The 16,508-nt window shown below is 60.7% G+C and carries 11 protein-coding genes and 3 pseudogenes; 6 read left to right on the top strand and 8 right to left on the bottom strand.

All coding sequences use genetic code 11. The features are described from left to right. The 3 genes from MTX21_RS15475 (at window position 1) to MTX21_RS15465 (ending at window position 3,583) form a co-directional block, all read left to right on the top strand. Window positions 1–1,134: a radical SAM protein gene (locus MTX21_RS15475; protein WP_280971066.1), complete on the top strand. Its 1,134-nt coding sequence runs from the start codon at window positions 1–3 to the stop codon at window positions 1,132–1,134. 19 nt (window positions 1,135–1,153) lie between these two features. After that, the gene (locus MTX21_RS15470) at window positions 1,154–2,434 is read left to right on the top strand and encodes a glycosyltransferase family 4 protein (protein WP_280965650.1); all 1,281 of its coding nucleotides are present in this window, start codon (window positions 1,154–1,156) and stop codon (window positions 2,432–2,434) included. A gap of 399 nt (window positions 2,435–2,833) precedes the next feature. Further along, window positions 2,834–3,583, top strand: a complete 750-nt coding sequence (locus MTX21_RS15465; RefSeq protein WP_280965649.1) for a hypothetical protein — start codon at window positions 2,834–2,836, stop codon at window positions 3,581–3,583. Window positions 3,584–3,668: 85 nt separating this feature from the next. Here the strand turns inward: MTX21_RS15465 and MTX21_RS15460 are convergent, their stop codons facing one another. From MTX21_RS15460 to MTX21_RS15440, 5 genes and pseudogenes are all read right to left on the bottom strand, one after another. After that, window positions 3,669–3,893 carry a cold-shock protein gene (locus MTX21_RS15460; RefSeq protein WP_280965648.1) on the bottom strand — a complete coding sequence of 75 codons (225 nt, stop codon included), beginning with the start codon at window positions 3,891–3,893 and terminating at the stop codon, window positions 3,669–3,671. 607 nt (window positions 3,894–4,500) lie between these two features. Continuing rightward, window positions 4,501–4,959: pseudogene (locus tag MTX21_RS15455) on the bottom strand (transposase); the annotation flags it as partial. A 78-nt stretch (window positions 4,960–5,037) separates the two neighbouring features. Then, window positions 5,038–6,399 (bottom strand): IS1182 family transposase, encoded by a 1,362-nt coding sequence (locus MTX21_RS15450; protein WP_280965647.1) that lies wholly within the window; start codon window positions 6,397–6,399, stop codon window positions 5,038–5,040. Window positions 6,400–6,470: 71 nt separating this feature from the next. Further along, a pseudogene (locus MTX21_RS15445) lies at window positions 6,471–7,217 on the bottom strand (IS256 family transposase); the annotation flags it as partial. Between the two features lie 608 nt (window positions 7,218–7,825). Next, entirely contained in the window at window positions 7,826–8,098 is a 273-nt protein-coding gene (locus tag MTX21_RS15440; protein ID WP_280965646.1) for a DUF1488 family protein, read from the bottom strand. A 344-nt stretch (window positions 8,099–8,442) separates the two neighbouring features. Between MTX21_RS15440 and MTX21_RS15435 the strand changes: the two are divergent. Beyond that, window positions 8,443–8,559 (top strand): annotated as a pseudogene (locus MTX21_RS15435) (inorganic pyrophosphatase); the annotation flags it as partial. A 558-nt stretch (window positions 8,560–9,117) separates the two neighbouring features. Here MTX21_RS15435 and MTX21_RS15430 read toward each other — a convergent pair. From MTX21_RS15430 to MTX21_RS15420, 3 genes are all read right to left on the bottom strand, one after another. After that, complete coding sequence (locus MTX21_RS15430; protein ID WP_280965645.1) at window positions 9,118–9,471, bottom strand: hypothetical protein; 354 nt, start codon at window positions 9,469–9,471, stop codon at window positions 9,118–9,120. A gap of 230 nt (window positions 9,472–9,701) precedes the next feature. Further along, window positions 9,702–10,631 carry a response regulator gene (locus tag MTX21_RS15425; RefSeq protein WP_280965644.1) on the bottom strand — a complete coding sequence of 310 codons (930 nt, stop codon included), beginning with the start codon at window positions 10,629–10,631 and terminating at the stop codon, window positions 9,702–9,704. Then, window positions 10,621–13,989, bottom strand: a complete 3,369-nt coding sequence (locus tag MTX21_RS15420; protein ID WP_280965643.1) for an ATP-binding protein — start codon at window positions 13,987–13,989, stop codon at window positions 10,621–10,623. Before MTX21_RS15420 ends, MTX21_RS15425 begins: the two co-directional genes overlap by 11 nt. Window positions 13,990–14,158: 169 nt before the next feature. Between MTX21_RS15420 and urtA the strand changes: the two genes are divergently transcribed. Then, a complete protein-coding gene (urtA, locus tag MTX21_RS15415) occupies window positions 14,159–15,418 on the top strand; it encodes an urea ABC transporter substrate-binding protein (protein ID WP_280965642.1) in 1,260 nt (419 codons plus the stop codon). Between the two features lie 150 nt (window positions 15,419–15,568). Further along, window positions 15,569–16,495, top strand: a complete 927-nt coding sequence (gene urtB, locus MTX21_RS15410) for an urea ABC transporter permease subunit UrtB (protein ID WP_280965641.1) — start codon at window positions 15,569–15,571, stop codon at window positions 16,493–16,495. Window positions 16,496–16,508: the final 13 nt, after the last annotated feature.

The raw sequence follows: 16,508 nt of genomic DNA, 5'->3' as shown, positions 1-16,508 counted from the left end.
ATGGACCTTACTGTCATTTCGACGTTCCGCTGCAACTCAAAGTGCCAGATGTGCTACATCTGGCAGAACCCGACCGAGCCCAGGGAAGAGGTGTCGCTCGAGACGCTATCGAAACTTCCTGCCGGATTCGACAACCTCAATGTGTCAGGCGGTGAACCGACGCTTCGCAAAGACCTCGGGGAAATGATCGATATTCTCTATCCCAAGGCAAGAGTGACAGAGATCTCGTCGAATGGTCTTCACCCAGAGCGTCTGGTTCCGATCATCAGGAAGTATCCGAATATCAAGGTGCGCTTTTCGCTGGAGGGCGATCAGGAGACGAGCGACAGGATCCGCGGCGAGAAGGATGGCTATAGCACCAAGGTCGCGGGACTGCGCATGCTTCGCGAGGCGGGTGGCACCGATCTCGGCTTTGCGATGGTCATTCAGGACGAAAATGTCGATCAGCTCGTCGATGTCTACGAGTTCGCCCGCAAGGAGCGGTTTGAGCTTGCAACTTCCACGCTCCACAATGCCTGGCAGTTCTACAAGAACGACAACTATTTCTATGATCGGAAATCCGTCGCGCGAAAGGTCGAAGGACTGATCTCGGCGATGCTGCGCAGTCCGAAGCCAAAGAACTGGTTTAGAGCCTACCTGAACCTCGGTTTGATCGAGAAGATCCTCGGGCACGACCGGTTGATACCCTGTAGCGCAGGTAAGGACTTCGCGTTCATCGATCCTTGGTCCGACGTATGGGCATGCAACGTCCGCTCCGATCTTCCGATGGGCAATCTTGCACGACAGTCGTGGGACGAGATCATGAAGAGCGAAGTGGCGCAGCAGACACGCAAGAAAGTCGCAGGCTGCGGTCAGAATTGCTGGATGGTGACCACGGCACGAACTGCCATGCGATCCAATCTCGTTCCTCAGTTGCCAAAAGCCGGCCCGCTGCTCTGGGTCTTCAAGAACAAGCTGAAGGTGTCGATCGGCAAGAGCATCTGCTTTGACAGTTACATAGATTACTCCGACGTGAGGCCATCTCCGCACGTCCCAAGAACGTCCTTCTTGGCCAAGAACGTCAAAGCACGGCTGGTCAAAGGACGCATCACTCCCGACGAACATTATCCGTTGCGAACTTTCATGAACAATTAGATTTGTGGAGGAAATCCAGATGAGCAGGCGTGAAATCTATATGTTCGGCTTCCGAGGTTTCCCGCAAGTTCAGGGTGGTATCGAAACGCACGCAGAGAATCTCGCGCCACGGGTGGTCGAACTCGGTAGAAGAGTGACGGTGTGTATGCGGTCCCCTTACGTCCAGCCGAGTACGGTCAAGACATGGAAGGGCGTCCGAATACTGCGGCTGTGGACCGTACCCAACAAGTATTTCGAAACGCTGCTTCACTCCGTGATTTGTGCGATCGTCGCGGCGGTTCGAAGACCGGGCGTCGTGCACATTCACGGCATAGGGCCGGCAATCGTAACTCCATTGTTGCGCGCCATCGGCCTGCGGGTGGTTGTTACCCATCACGGCGAGGACTACAACCGGGAGAAATGGGGTTGGGCGGCGCGCATGGTGCTCAGGATCGGGGAAGCGATGGGGATGCGTTACGCCAACAAACGCATCGCTGTCAGCCGCAGCATAGGCGATCTCATTGGGTCCAAGTATGGCAAGCCTTGTGAGGTGATACCGAACGGCGTCGTGTTTGCGGATATTCCGCAACAGAGTGAAAAGGCCGTCGAGCTCGGATTGGAGCCAGGACGATACGTGTTGACCGTCGGTCGACTGGTTCCCGAGAAGCGGCAGCTCGATCTCTTGCGTGCCTTTACGGCCGCGGCGCTGCCGGGATGGAAGTTGGCCATTGTTGGCAGGATCGATCACCAGAACGAATACGCAGATCGGCTGGTTCGAGAGGCTGCCGGCCACCGGAATGTCGTTATGACGGGCTTCCAGACCGGCGACGCGCTGCGACAACTCTATGCTCACGCCGCGCTGTTCGTGTTGCCCTCGTCCCATGAGGGGCTGCCCATCGTGTTGCTGGAAGCGCTCAGCTACGGCCTGCCGGTGCTGGTGAGTGATATTGCTCCCAACCTCGAGGTCGTAAGCGATCCCGAGCACATTTTCCGGGTCGGGAATTGCGAGGAGATGAGCACAAAGCTTTCGGCGCTGACAGTTGCACGTTACGCGGAGGATCGTGAAGCCGTGCGCCGCGAGAGTGCCTTGCGCTACGATTGGTCCGACATCGCCCGGAGAACGCTGAAGGTGTATGACGATCTGCTGGGTCGGACACGGCCACAGGGTAATATTGCACGGTCGGGCGGGGCAAGCAGAAGTGTGCAACAACTGGGGTTTGCGAAGCCGGTAGCCGGTCGCTACGGCCTTCCACGCAGCGTCAACGACAGCCTGACAAAGCCGCTCGCTGGAGCACCGCCGGCAGAGGTGAAACTGAAATAGTCGCGAAAACACTCGGCAACCGCCGGCACAGGCGAACGACGACTCCCCTGATCCTCTCGGTGTCTCGCCATTTGCGGCCATCGGTTCGTCAACGCACTGGGGGCGGTCTCCCCGGACGCGGCTTGCGATCATTTCCCCCGAGAGGCGGGAGGCTTCAGCCGCTCCCTGTTCGACTTGACGGGGCCCGCCGCATCCACGCCCATGTGCCCTAGTGAGCGTTTGCAAAACAGCAGCTTCGCGGCCGTGTGCCCCGTCCCCTCCCAGCGCCGCGAGCTTGATATCCCACCCCTGCCTTGATTCTGAGCACAAATTAGGCTTCCGAAAACGGCTGAAGGCTGAGAGGCTCCGGATCGGGATTGGCGCGCCCGCGAAGGGACGGTTCAGACCGCCGGGGCGGCCATGGCGTTGCTGGAATTTGGGGATATGACCAGGGTGGACGAGCCAACCGTAAGCGAAATTGACCGGCGGATCGCGACGATTGTCGACCTGGCCGGTGCCAATCTGATGAGCTCCTCCGACCCTTCATTCGAATTCGTACCGGACGGAGCGAGGGCGGGAATCGCGACCGTCCATCAGCGCCTAAAGGCGGAAGTGCGTGCACTTCTGGAGTTGCGGACCGTATACGGCGACCTGATTGCCTGCCAGATTGTCGCGCGCGGATATCCGTGGGCTCAAGGCGAGTTGTCGCACTACCAACATTTGAGACTTGCGTGGTCGCAGCTCACACGGCTGAGCGGCATGTACGATCAATTGATTTTGGAGATTGACCGTCTTCACAACGAAACGCTGGAGCTGCTTTCTATCGATGTCGAGCGAGCAATCGCTCCTTCGGCTGGCGGCAGCGCCAGTCGAAAAGGCGGCGATCGAGGCGCGCGATCGGATCGCTGGTACGCAGTTGCCCCACAATCGGAACCGCCCATCTTTGAGTCAATGAGAGTGGCGAGCGAATGGTCCGACGTCGCTCGCCCCTTCTCGGATCACTATGAGACGGCCCGGCGCGAGCTGTTGAGCCAGATTGATGCAATGATGCGAACGGTCGCTGCCGGAATTGCCGACTTTCTAGTGAAGCACCGCGACGAATTGACAGATCTGATTGGGCGTTGCAATGACATGATCGGGAATTTCGGAGCCCCGCATGGCGGGACGTGATACCAGGACTGCAAACGGCGCGGCGGGGACTGTGCATGGGTGGCGCAGACCAGAAATCGGGTGGCGCCGAAGGCTCAAAATCTCTTCATCCCTTTGAGAGGTCAGTCGTGCTGATCCGCAGATGACCAGCAGTCATCTTCCCAGAAACTGACACGAGTTCATAGCTCAGCCTTTGCCCCTCGACTAACGTCTCAAGGCCTGCTTGCTCAACGGCCGACATGTGAACAAATACGTCCTTGCCTCCGCCATCGGGTCTTATGAACCCGTAACCCTTAAATCTATTAAACCAAACCACAGATCCAATCGCCAAAGTGCCTCCCGGCGTTCATCGATGGAAAAGTCCCAGGACATACGCAAAGCGACAGGATAGCGGGCCGGTACCAAAAAAGAGCCCGTTCAGCTAGTCCGCGTCTGCCCGGTCGTTTCCTGGTCATAACGTGCCGTGATCTCGGCTCACAACCATTGGTATGGCTTCGACTGAATTCAGTTCATGCAGCTTGTGCCTGGAAGTATGCAAAATGGCTTGGCCAGGGCCGCGACAGTCGCGGTGAACTCCGGCGGATTAGGCAAACTTCATTGGCCAAACGAGCAGTGTGCCCCATAAAGAGGCGTTCCACCTTCGCCTTTCCGCACACAGGCTTAGGCCGCTCGGCCTGGATTCTCTCTGCCAACACGTCATTGTGAAGTCGGGAACGGCGCGGGTCTCAGGGAGCCATCGAGCGACTACACGCTCCGACAATTGCTACGAGCCGGTCGAGGTGCGGCATCAAAGCCTACTCCGCAAGAACCGGAGAGTCTGACAGATTGGGGCGGAAATCAGTTGGGCCGGAACGGTCGAACGGCTGGATGTGATCGTGTCCCTAGGCGTGGTGTAACTGGCGGTGGGACACCGCGTTCGCCGGCGAGGGCCGGACAGGTCAGCTGGCGATTGCCGGGAAGCTGACGGCGGGATCATCGCTCAACGGCGCGATGGTTTCCAGCGTCATGTAGCGGGCGCGCTGGACGGCCCATTCATCATTCTGCTCGAGCAGGATCGCACCGACGAGGCGAACGATGGCGTCCTCATTGGGGAAGATGCCGACCACCTCGGTGCGGCGCTTGATCTCGCCGTTGAGGCGCTCGATCGGGTTGGTCGAGTGCAGCTTGGTCCGATGCTGGGGCGGGAAGGTCATGTAGGCGAGCACATCGGTCTCGGCCTCGTCGAGGAAGCCGGCGAGCTTGGGGAGCTTGGGGCGGAGCTGGTCGGCGACCTTTCGCCATTGGGTCTTTGCGGCCTCGGCATCGTCCTGGGCAAACGCGGTGGCGATGAAGGCGGAGACGACACGCCGGCCGCTCTTGCCGGCATGCGCGAGCGCGTTGCGCATGAAGTGGACGCGGGGGTCGTTGAAGAAGTGGCCAATAGATTTCGCGCGATGCAGCGACCGGCCCCGTCGTGGCCCTCGCATCAAAACCCGCTACGGGGCGATCTGAAGCCGCAAACGCACTATGAGGACAATCCAAGGCAGAATAAGCGCAAGCAGAGCGGCTGCCAGCCGCTTCAGATTGATGGCGGCGGCCGTCAGGTAGGCTTGGATCTTCATGTTCGGTAGACCGCGCCGTATGGCGCGCGCTAGTCCGTGCCAGGTTTTGGCTTCGCCGTGGAAGCCCTCTGAGCGCCAGCGATGGCGTTGATAGAGCCGTCGATCCTGCTTACTCCATCGCTCGCGACGGCGGCGGGCGCGGAGCAGTGCCGGATAATCGTCACCGACAACGACCGCTTTGTTAACTCGCCCTTTGGATAGGCAATCGCCCTTGAGCGGACACCGGGCGCAATCCTTCGCCTTCGAGTAAAAGAAACGGCCGTGCTTGATGGGCCGCGCGGGGCGCAAGATACGTCCTCGCGGGCACTTCAAGATGTCGTTCTTGGCGTCGTACCGGAAGCGTCTGAGCGGTACGCGACTCTTGATTGGTTCGGCTTTAGCTGGGATCAGGGCATCGATGCCGCGCCGCTCGAGCGCACCGTAGACTTTAGCGTAGGCATATCCCGCGTCGGCGGTGACCACCTTGATGTCGATGCCCGCAATCGCTTCAACCTCATCGACTTGCGGCTCGATCATCTCCCCTTCGTTCGTTTGTCCAGTCGTGACCGCGACGTCCAGAATAACGCCGACCTTGTCATCGACGGCAGTGTGCTGCTTGTAAGCGGGCTCCAGCCGCCGGTTTCGGGCATTGGTGGCCATTGTCGCATCCGGATCGGTGGTGCAGATCTTCTTGTACTTGCCGCTTTGCCGGCCCTTCCTCTCAGCCTCGCTTTCATCTTCGCTTTGATTCTCGCTCAGCACATCCACCACATGCTGCTCGGTGAGGCTGTCCCAACTCACGTTGGCGCGGATCAGCGACGCATCGATGTGAACCACTTCGGCTGTTGCGATCTTGGCCTTCAGGCAGGCCTCGACCGTGCGTTTAAAGATCCTACGGAATCGCTCTTCGCCCCAGCGCTGGCGGATGCGCGTCAGGCTGGAATGGTGCGGTAGCTGCTCGTGCAGGCCATAACCAGCAAACCAGCGAATGGCGATGTTGACCTGAGCCTCACGCATCAGCTTGCGATCGTGTACGATGCCGGTGAGCAGACCCGCGAGCATCAGGCGTACCGCGGCTTCTGGATCGATGCCTGGCCGACCGTCGTTCGCGCAATAGCAGTCGGAGACCTCTTCCCTTAGCCAAGATAGGTCGAGCACACGATCGACCCGCGCCAGCACGTGCTCATCTGGGACGAGCTGTTTGAGCGAGCCAGTGATGAAGAGCTCCAACTGATCCCGCTCCTTGCGCCCCAGCATCTCGTTTGCTCCGCCGATCGCGAATCGCCGACGAAAACGAAATCAGCCAATTGCAGCTTTTTCAACGACCCCACGCGGCAACGCTGCCAGGAGGCGTTGAGCACCTTGGCGACGGTGGCCTTGATGCCCTCATGGGCATCAGACACGACCAGCTTGACGCCGCGTAGGCCGCGGCGCGCGAGCTTGCGCAGGAACGCGGTCCAGAACGTCTCGGCCTCGGACGGGCCAATATCCATGCCGAGAACTTCGCGCCGGCCGTCACTGTTGACGCCGACCGCGACAATCACCGCGACCGAGACGATGCGGCCCTGCTGGCGCACCTTCACGTAGGTGGCGTCGATCCACAAATACGGCCAGTCGCCCTCGATCGGACGGGCGAGGAACGCCTTCACCTTATCGTCGATCTCGGCGCAGAGCCGGCTCACCTGGCTCTTGGAGATGCCGCTCATGCCCATGGCCTGCACGAGATCGTCGACCGAGCGGGTCGAGACGCCCTGCACGTAGGCTTCCTGCACCACCGCGGTAAGCGCCTTCTCGGCCATGCGACGGGGCTCCAGGAAGCCGGGGAAGTAGGAGCCCTTGCGCAGCTTGGGGATGCGCAGTTCGACCGCGCCGGCGCGGGTCTCCCAAATGCGGTCGCGGTAGCCGTTGCGCTGGGCCAGGCGCTCGGGGCTCTTCTCGCCATAGGCGGCTCCGGTCTGGCTTTCCACTTCCAGCTCCATCAGGCGCTGGGCGGCAAAGCCGATCATCTCGCGCAGCAGATCCGCATCAGGGGTCTTCTCCACGAGCGTCCGCAGGTTCATCATCTCGTCGGTCATCGGTGGTTCCTCGAATCAGGTTGGTGTCAGCAACCCGACCCTACCGGCGAATCGCCGGTGACCACCGCAAAGCCGTCCGCCCGCTACGGCGCTATTGTAGGGCGCGCGTGCGGACGGCTTTGCTCTACCGAGCTACACCATCACTGGGGACACGACCCTGGATGTTCGTCTTCCCGATGGACGAGCAAGGCGGGTAATTGCGCCAATCCCGCCCAAGGTACGTAAATTCGGCTTGAGTTCGAAGGGCTCCCGCGCAGCGAAGCGCGCCCACTGCAAGGAGCTTGATCCCGTTCGCTGCGCGCTGCATCGCGCCAAGGGTTTCTCCGTCGGTCGCGCGATGAACGAGGATGAAGGATGGAAGCGGTTACTGAAGCTCAGATGATCCGAAGCGGAAGCTTTAGTCTGCTTGCAACTTTTCTTATGGCTTGTGGCGTTCGTCGAAGGCGCCTTGAGACCGCATGCACGCTCTTACCTTCCAGGATGAGGCACCGTAGCTGCTCGATTTCCTCAGTACTCCACGGCGGCGCAGTGTGACGCTTTGGCGTTGGCTGTATTAAAAGTGTCATGCTCCCTCCGAGATGTTCGACTGAGGTGAAAGTATCACGAGACTAGGGAAGCGGCGTGAGCTGGTAAGTCGTAATGATCGGCCGTTCTTGCCCCGCATCATGGTTCTGGCTGGCTATGGCCTGGATGGTTCTTTGGTGCCTGTGAAAGGTTGCGCGGATGTCATTCTCATCGGCGCCGTCAGCCGTCGCGCGATCGGCCAACGCCCCGGAGTTGATCTCGCAGAGCCCCCGCTTGTTGCCGTCAAACATAGCGAACGGTACGCCCGAACATTGATCAACTACGATTTCTTCGGAAGGATCTGGTTGAAGCGGCATGGCGACCGGTCTCCGTTGAGCAATGCGCCACGCTCCGCTCCCATCGCTCCGAACGTAAGCAAAATCCCTCGCGTAACGCCGACAAGCATGAGCGGGGTGAGTTCTCCCGCACGTGCAAAGGCAGTCTATGTGGACGATGCAATTGGGAATCTGACCAAAGTCAAGTTGCAGATGAGTACTTGCCCGCGCAGGGAGCCGAATATAAGCCCCACGCGGCATCATCCTCCAGCGCGATACCTTGCGATCTGGCGATAACGTGATCTGCTTTCGGATTGATTTCGTTAACCAGGGCCGTCGCCGGATGCGTACGTTCGCGCCACGGAATCGCTGATGGAGTTCGCTGAGGCGCCGTCATGAATGTGCGGCCGATCGACGTGAAGATTGAGAATCACGGCGGAAGCGACGAGAAGATCATCGTGGTGCCGTCATCGCACCTGACCCAGCGTTATCAGAATGTGCAGGTCACTTCCGTTCTCTGAGGACGCACGATTTGAAGATGTGTGCACTCTCGCTCTCGTGTGCGTCACGTGTGCACTGAGAATCCGAAGAAGCGATTTCCGCTTCCAATTCATGCATACATGGTCCTAGAAGAGCCAAGCTGCGGAAGCCTCGTCAAACCAGATTTCTCAATCGGTCCAAATAACATAAAGGGCTGATCGGAGTCGAAAGATCTCAGCAAAATGAATGACTTAGATCGCAAGTTTTCTACAGCGCCCATGATGGATTGGATCGAGAGTTAAAGGTTTATAATGGTTTAGAGAGCGGCGTGTGCACAACGTGTGCACCGGGAGATCAAGAAAAAGCTCATCACCGCCAGCATACGAATGCGAGCAGCCAAGCTGGTCAGTACACACGGAAAGACTGCTCGGTTTCGCCGAAGGAAAGCACCTTTACGTGCGAGCGATGACGGTATCGCGCCCGTCCTTGACCGTCATGGGCAGATACACATGAGCTCGGCGAAAAGCTTGTAGCAGCGCAGTCAGGGAACAGTATTGCTGGCCGACTGACATTCCGACAATCTATACAGCATCAGCCGGTACAAAACAGCTGATGATGATGTTGCCGCGGTGATGCACGTACCACACCACGGCCTGACCGACCGGATTGCCGCGATCTCGTATGATGGCCCGCTCGGGTACAGCCATCCACTGTCCTTCAATGGGAACCCAATAGGCGCCTTCACGATATTCATAGTCGGTGCGATGACCATCGGAGATGTCGCAGCACGGTACACCGTTGGGCGCCATCACGGACTTGAACCATGCCCGGATGTCGGGCGAGACGTTGTCGTATTGTCCGCTGTCGAAAGCGAGCGCCGTGCCGGTCAGTGTGGAGACGAACGCAAGTAGAGCGGTCTGCGCGAGCCGTCGCATCCGATCCTCCACCACATGTCTTGCATACGTGCCAATCCGTTGGTGGGCACGATTCGTACCTTGATGCGATTAAGCCTGAGCTCCGCCATGGTTGCACGCTCAAAAATTGAGCGTTTCGTGGCACTGGGAATGATGCGGCGCAAAATCAGCGCTTCGTTCCGCTCTGCAACGGGTCAATTCGGGTCACCACAGCATCCCGCCGTTCAGAAGCAATGCGTCACTAGAAGCTGCTACGAGTTGTGACGGTTTGCGTTGACCGCGATCGCCGCTGCAGCAGTGCGGTTCTCGACGCCGAGCTTGGAATAAATCTGCTCGAGATGTTTGTCGACCGTGCGCGGCGAGAGTCCGAGGATCTGAGCGATGTCGCGGTTGGTCTTGCCTTTGGCCAGCCACGACAGCACTTCGCCCTCGCGTGTCGTCAGCCCGAGTTCGCTGGGGAATTCCGCCAGCGAGTCTGCGCCTGAATCCTTTGCCAGCCGCAGCAGGAATTCATTCGGGCCGAGCTTGCCCACATATTGCAGCCGGAGTTGCTCGTTGCCGGGAGACGATACCATCGAGGCAGCCTTCGAGCTGGCCTTGCCCTTTTGTGTCTGATCGAGCCATTGCGGTATAGGGTCAGGCAGCACGAAGTCATCGTTGGAATCGACCGCAAGCGCATCCGCCAGCAGCTTCTGCGCCTGCGGCGTCGCCCACTTGATCTTGCCGGCGTCGTTCACCGCGAGTAGATAACGGCCGGAAACGTCGAGCGCTGCGCGGGCGCTCTGCGTCAGCCGCGCATTGGCGAGGTGGACGCGGATGCGCGCCAGCATTTCCTCTATCACGATCGGCTTGGTGACATAGTCGACGCCGCCGGCTTCCAGACCGCGCACGATGTGTTCGGTTTCGGCCAACCCGGTCAAGAAGATGATTGGAACGTTGTCGAGGCCGGCGTCGCGCTTCAGCCGCCGGCACGTCTCAAAGCCGTCCATGCCGGGCATGACCGCGTCCATCAGGACGATATCAGGCGTGATCTGCTCGACTATCCGCATAGCCGATGCGCCGTCGAGCGCAACCATGACCGTCATTCCTACGCCGTCGAGTGCGTCGGTCAGCATCCGAAGCGTTTCGGGTGAGTCGTCCACGATGAGGGCAACATCGCGCTTTTTGGGGTCAGTGATCATAGCTGTGCAGGGCTTTCAATGTAGCCATGTACTGGTCGAGATCGAAGCGGTCGACCAGTGCACGCATATGGGTGACAAAATCAGCATGCTCCGGCAGCTCGTCGCCGATCTCGTCGAGCTTGAGCTGGATCGCCCGGACATAGCCGAGCCGACCGAGGCCGATCAACTCCTCGACAAATTTCGCCGGCGGCCGCGAACCGCTCTCCGGCTTCCACAGCGGCACCGGCGCCTGGTCGGCTTCGTACTGCCATTCGAGCTTCAGCAATTGGCGGATGGTCTCCAGCAGCCGCGGGATGTCGATCGGCTTCATGAGATAGCCGTCATGGAACGGCTGCGCCAGCGGCGCGCCGTGCGCTTCCAGCGCGCTCGCCGACACCATCAGGATGCGCGCGCTGTGATGGCCGTTGGCGCGCAGAGTTTCCGCCACCGTCCAGCCGTCCATGCCGGCCATGGAGATGTCGAGCAGGAACAGATCGGGCCGGCAGTGCTGCGCCAGCGCCAGGCAGCCGGGTCCGTCGGGCGCGCTGAGCAGGATGAAGCCGAGCGGCGCCAGCACCTCGCGCAGGAGGTCGCGATGGGTCGGATCGTCGTCGGTGATCAAAACGGTCTTGCGCGGACCGAGATAGCCGTAGACCGGCGCCTCTACCGGCGCATCGCGCCGCGGATTTGTCACTTCGGAGAGCAGCAGTTTGACACTAAAGGTCGCGCCGGCGCCGACCGTGCTCGTCACCTTGATGTCGCCGCCCATCACGCCTGCGAGCAGTCGGCTGATGGTCAGTCCCAGGCCGGTGCCGGTCTGCGGCTGCGCGACGCCGAGCGCGCCGCGCTCGAAGGGCGCAAAGATGCGTTCGAGATCGTCCGGCTGGATGCCGGGCCCGGTATCGACCACCTCGAACTCGGCGACCGGGCTGCGATAGTGCACGACGAACTTGACGCTGCCGCTTTGCGTGAACTTGATTGCGTTCGACAGCAAATTGATCAGGATCTGCCGCAACCGTTTTTCGTCCGCATAGACCACCACCGGCAGCACGTCCGGCCGCTTGAACACGAAGTCTATGCTCTTTGCCGCCGCCTGCAGGCGGAACATGCCGACGAGCTGGTCGAGGAAATCGTTCAGACGGACCTCGTCGCGGGACAGATAGAGCCGTCCGGCCTCGATCTTGGAGATGTCGAGAATGCCATCGATCAGTCCTGACAGATGGTCGGCACTGCGGCGGACCACCCGAACCTGGTCGCGCGGCCGCGCCTGCAAACCATTGTCTTGCTCAAGGAGCTGCGCATAGCCGGAGATCGCGTTGAGCGGTGAACGCAGCTCGTGGCTCAGGCCTACGACGTAGCGGCTCTTGGCAAGGTTGGCAGACTCCGCGACCTCCTTGGCGCGCTGCAACTCGGCGTCGGTGCGCTTGTGCGCGTCGATCTCCTGGATCAGGAGCGCGGTCTGCCGCCGCGTCTCTTCCTCGGCCGCCCGCCGGCTCTGTTGCGCCAGCACGAACAGCCAGGCGACCACGCCGATGATGATGATCAGCGCAAAGAACACCTTCCATAGCACGTCTGCGAGCAGCGCGTCCGCATGCACGGTCGCCGAGGTTTGCAAATAGATGAGCCCGAGCACGAGCGCGACGAGCCCGGCCGAGACCGCGAACACGCCGACATACTGGCCGAACTGCGAGTTGATCCGCGCATGGATCGTCTCGGGCAGCATCTTGCCGAGCGCCGCCGCCACCTGCACGCCGGCCCGTGCGTGCGGCTTGCAGAGATCGTGGCAGCGGGCGTCGAGCGAGCAGCAGAGCGAGCAGATCGGTCCGGCGTACGCAGGGCAGGAGGCCATGTCCTCTGGCTCGAACGAATGCTCGCAGATACAGCACTTGATCGCCTCGACGTTCTGCCAGCTTCGCTTCGGCTTGCGGGCGATATAGTACTTGCCGTCGGTGGCCCATGCGATGAGCGGCGCCGCGATGAAGGCCGCAGCGAGCGCGACGAAGGCTGATAGCGCCTTCGTGGTCGGCCCGAACAGGCCGTAGAACGCCGAGATCGAGACGATGGTCGCGATGGTCATGGCGCCGACGCCGACCAGGTTGATGTCGTAGAGATGTGCGCGCTTGAACTCAATCTGCGGCGGGCGCAAGCCGAGTGGCTTGTTGATCACGAGATCGGCGACCAGCGCGCCGACCCAGGCGATCGCGACGTTGGAATAAAGCGCGAGCGTCTGCTCCAGTGCCTTGTAGACGCCGATCTCCATCAGCAGCAGCGCCACCATCACGTTGAACACCAGCCAGACCACGCGGCCGGGATGGCTGTGGGTCAGCCGCGAGAAGAAGTTCGACCAGGCGATCGAGCCGGCATAGGCGTTGGTGACGTTGATCTTGACTTGCGAGAGGATGACGAAGGTGCCGGTCAGCGCCAGCGCCAGATCCGGCTGCGACAGCACGTAGCGAAATGCTTCGAGATACATGTCGGCGGGCTCGGCGGCCTGTTCGAGCGCGACGCCGTGGCTCAGCGCGAAATAGGCGAGGAACGATCCGACCAACAGCTTCAGCGCGCCGAAGATGATCCAGCCCGGACCGGCGCAGAGCAGCGCAATCCACCACGAGGTCTTGGAAGTGCGGCGGTCGCGCGGCAGGAAGCGCAGGAAGTCGACCTGCTCGCCGATTTGGGCCACCAGCGAGAACACCACCGACGCCGCGGTGCCGAACAGCAGCAGATCGAGATGGCCGCTGGTGTCGCCGTGCTCGCCGGCGAATTTTCGCCACTCCACGAACGAATGCGGATTGGCCCAGGCGATCGCCAGGAACGGAAGGAGATGAAGGACGACCCAGAGTGGCTGCGTCCATAGCTGGAAGCGGCTGATCAGGGTGATGCCGTAGGTCACCAGCGGGATGATGACGATGGCGCTGATGAGATAGCCGAGCGGTCGCGGAATGCCGAAGCACATCTCCAGCGCCGCTGCCAGAATGACCGCCTCGAAGGCGAAAAAGATAAAAGTGAAAGAGGCGTAGATCAGCGAAGTGATCGTCGAGCCGATATAGCCGAAGCCGGCGCCGCGGGTCAGCAGGTCGATATCGATGCCGCATTTGGCGGCATAATAGGCAATCGGCAGCCCGCACAGGAAGATGATGACGCTGACGACTAGGATCGCTGCGGTTGCGTTGCTGGCGCCGTAATTCAGCGTGATGGTACCGCCGATTGCTTCAAGCGCGAGGAAGGAGATTGCGCCGAGCGCGGTATTGGCGACGCGGGCGGCGGACCAGCGCCGCGCGCTCTTGGCGGTGAAGCGCAGCGCGTAGTCTTCCAGCGTCTGATTGGCAACCCATTGGTTGTACTGGCGCCTGACGCGGTCTATTTGCTGCCGCCCTGCCACTTAACCCCACTCCCGATACGGACCCGGAGCCCACGCAAATCCTGTACCAAAAGCCTACGTCGGCATTTTGCGGTGCAGTATACGCGATCTTGCGTATGCTCGCGCTGCACAAATTAGAGCCATCCTCACGGCACCAAACGCGTGTCCTCGAACAAACAGTGGGGTGCCCATGTCAGACGAAGCAAACAAGGGGTTGTTGTCGCCGCTTCGGCGCAAACTATTGATGGGCATGGCTGCTGTGCCGGCCATCACGATGCTGCCGAAGGCGTCCTTCGCGCAGGCTCCGGCGACCTCGGCAGTCAACACCACGGGCCTCGCGGTAACCGATACTGAAGTCACCGTCGGCATCCTGCACTCGGCCACCGGCACGATGGCGATCTCGGAGACCGGCTCGATCGAAGCCGAGAAGCTCGCGATCGAGCAGATCAACGCTGCCGGCGGTGTGCTCGGCCGCAAGATCAAGGTCATCCAGGAAGACGGCGCCAGCGACTGGCCGACCTTCGCGGAGAAAGCCAAGAAGCTCCTCGTCAACGACAAGGTCGCAGCCATCATGGGCTGCTGGACCTCGGCCTCGCGCAAGGCGGTGCTGCCGGTCGTCGAGCAGTACAACGGCATGCTCTACTACCCGACCTTCTACGAAGGTCTCGAGCAGTCCAAGAACGTGATCTACACCGGCCAGGAAGCCACCCAGCAGATCCTCGCCGGCCTGAACTGGATCGCCAAGGAGAAGGGCGCCAAGTCGTTCTTCTTCATCGGCTCGGACTACATCTGGCCGCGCACCTCGAACAAGATCGCGCGCAAGCACGTCGAGAACGTGCTGAAGGGCAAGGTCGTCGGCGAGGAGTATTATGCGCTCGGCAGCACCCAGTTCAATTCGGTGATCAACAAGATCAAGCTGACCAAGCCCGACGTGATCTTCACCGACGTGGTCGGCGGCTCGAACGTCGCCTTCTACAAGCAGCTCAAGGCAGCCGGCATCGACCTCTCCAAGCAGGCGCTGCTGACAATCTCGGTGACTGAGGACGAGATCGACGGCATCGGCGGCGAAAACATCGCGGGTGCCTACGCCTGCATGAAGTACTTCCAATCGCTCGACAATGCCAACAATCAGGCCTTCGTCTCGGCCTTCAAGAAGATCTGGGGCGAGAAAACCGTGATTGGTGACGTGACGCAGGCGGCTTATCTCGGCCCATGGCTCTGGAAACTGACGGTCGAAAAGGCCGGCAGCTTCGACGTCGACAAGATCGCGGCCGCCTCGCCCGGCGTGGAATTCAAGGGCGCACCCGAGGGCTATGTGCGCATCCACGAGAACCATCATCTCTGGTCGAAAACACGCGTCGGTCGCGCCAAGCTCGATGGTCAGTTCGAACTGATCTACGAGACCGCGGATCTGGTCGAGCCAGATCCGTTCCCGAAGGGCTACCAGTAAGCGCGCAAGGCTTCCGCGATCTTTCCCCGAGCAAGAGCTCCCTGGCGCGGACCCTCAATCCGCGCTTCACGACCCCGCGTCGCGACGTCGCTCGCGACGCGGGACCCTGTCCCCTCGGACGCGAGACGCTGTGCTCGACGGAGAAATCAGATGTTCGGCGACTATTCGATTGGCGACCTGGGCTCGATCTTCGTCATGCAGGGCTTTGCCGGACTGAGCCTGTTTTCCGTCTACGTCCTGATGGCGCTGGGGCTCGCGATCATCTTCGGCCAAATGGGCGTCATCAACATGGCGCATGGCGAGTTCATGATCCTGGGCGCGTATGTGACCTGGATGACATCGAACGTCTTCCAGTCCTATTTGCCGAGCCTGTTCAGCGGCTATTTCTTCCTCGCTATGATTCTGGCGTTTCTGGCGTCCGGCGCACTCGGGATGCTGGTGGAATGGGTGTTGATCCGGCACCTCTACAAGCGTCCGCTCGATACGCTGCTTGCGACCTGGGGACTTAGTCTCATGTTGCAGCAGGCCTATCGCTCGATTTTCGGCGCGCGAGAGGTGGGCGTCGAGCTGCCGCAGTGGATGCTCGGCTCGCTGCATGTCACCGACTCCATCGAAGTTCCGATCAACGGCGTCTTCGTGATGGGCCTGACGGTGCTGATCACGATCGGTGTCGCCTACATCATGTTCCGCTCGCGCTGGGGCCGCCAGGTCCGGGCCGTCGTACAGAACCGCATCATGGCGGGCGCCGTCGGCATCAATACTGCGAAGGTCGACCGCTACACTTTCGCGCTCGGCTGCGGCATCGCCGGGGTCGCCGGCTCGGCCTTCACCATGATCGGCTCGACCGGGCCGACGTCCGGCCAGCTCTACATCGTCGATACCTTCCTGGTCGTCGTGTTCGGCGGCGCCGCCAGCCTGCTCGGCACCATCGCCTCCGCCTTCTCGATCTCGCAGACCCAGTCGACGCTCGAGTTCTTCATGTCGGGCTCGATGGCGAAGGTGCTGACGCTGCTCGCAGTCGTCGGAATTCTGATGCTGCGGCCGCAGGGTCTGTTCGCCTTCAAGGTCCGCAAATAACGAAAGTGCAGGG

The sequence above is a fragment of the Bradyrhizobium sp. ISRA430 genome (assembly GCF_029909975.1).
Classification (GTDB): Bacteria; Pseudomonadota; Alphaproteobacteria; order Rhizobiales; family Xanthobacteraceae; genus Bradyrhizobium.
This window is presented reverse-complemented; position numbering and strand designations above follow the sequence as displayed.

Bases quoted from the DNA above. Each gene is read 5' to 3' on its own strand.
- MTX21_RS15475 (WP_280971066.1), top strand. From the start codon at position 1: ATGGACCTTACTGTCATTTCGACGTTCCGCTGCAACTCAAAGTGCCAG.
- MTX21_RS15470 (WP_280965650.1), top strand. From the start codon at position 1,154: ATGAGCAGGCGTGAAATCTATATGTTCGGCTTCCGAGGTTTCCCGCAA.
- MTX21_RS15465 (WP_280965649.1), top strand. From the start codon at position 2,834: ATGGCGTTGCTGGAATTTGGGGATATGACCAGGGTGGACGAGCCAACC.
- MTX21_RS15450 (WP_280965647.1), bottom strand. From the start codon at position 6,399: ATGCTGGGGCGCAAGGAGCGGGATCAGTTGGAGCTCTTCATCACTGGC.
- MTX21_RS15440 (WP_280965646.1), bottom strand. From the start codon at position 8,098: ATGCCGCTTCAACCAGATCCTTCCGAAGAAATCGTAGTTGATCAATGT.
- MTX21_RS15430 (WP_280965645.1), bottom strand. From the start codon at position 9,471: ATGCGACGGCTCGCGCAGACCGCTCTACTTGCGTTCGTCTCCACACTG.
- MTX21_RS15425 (WP_280965644.1), bottom strand. From the start codon at position 10,631: ATGATCACTGACCCCAAAAAGCGCGATGTTGCCCTCATCGTGGACGAC.
- urtA (WP_280965642.1), top strand. From the start codon at position 14,159: ATGTCAGACGAAGCAAACAAGGGGTTGTTGTCGCCGCTTCGGCGCAAA.
- urtB (WP_280965641.1), top strand. From the start codon at position 15,569: ATGTTCGGCGACTATTCGATTGGCGACCTGGGCTCGATCTTCGTCATG.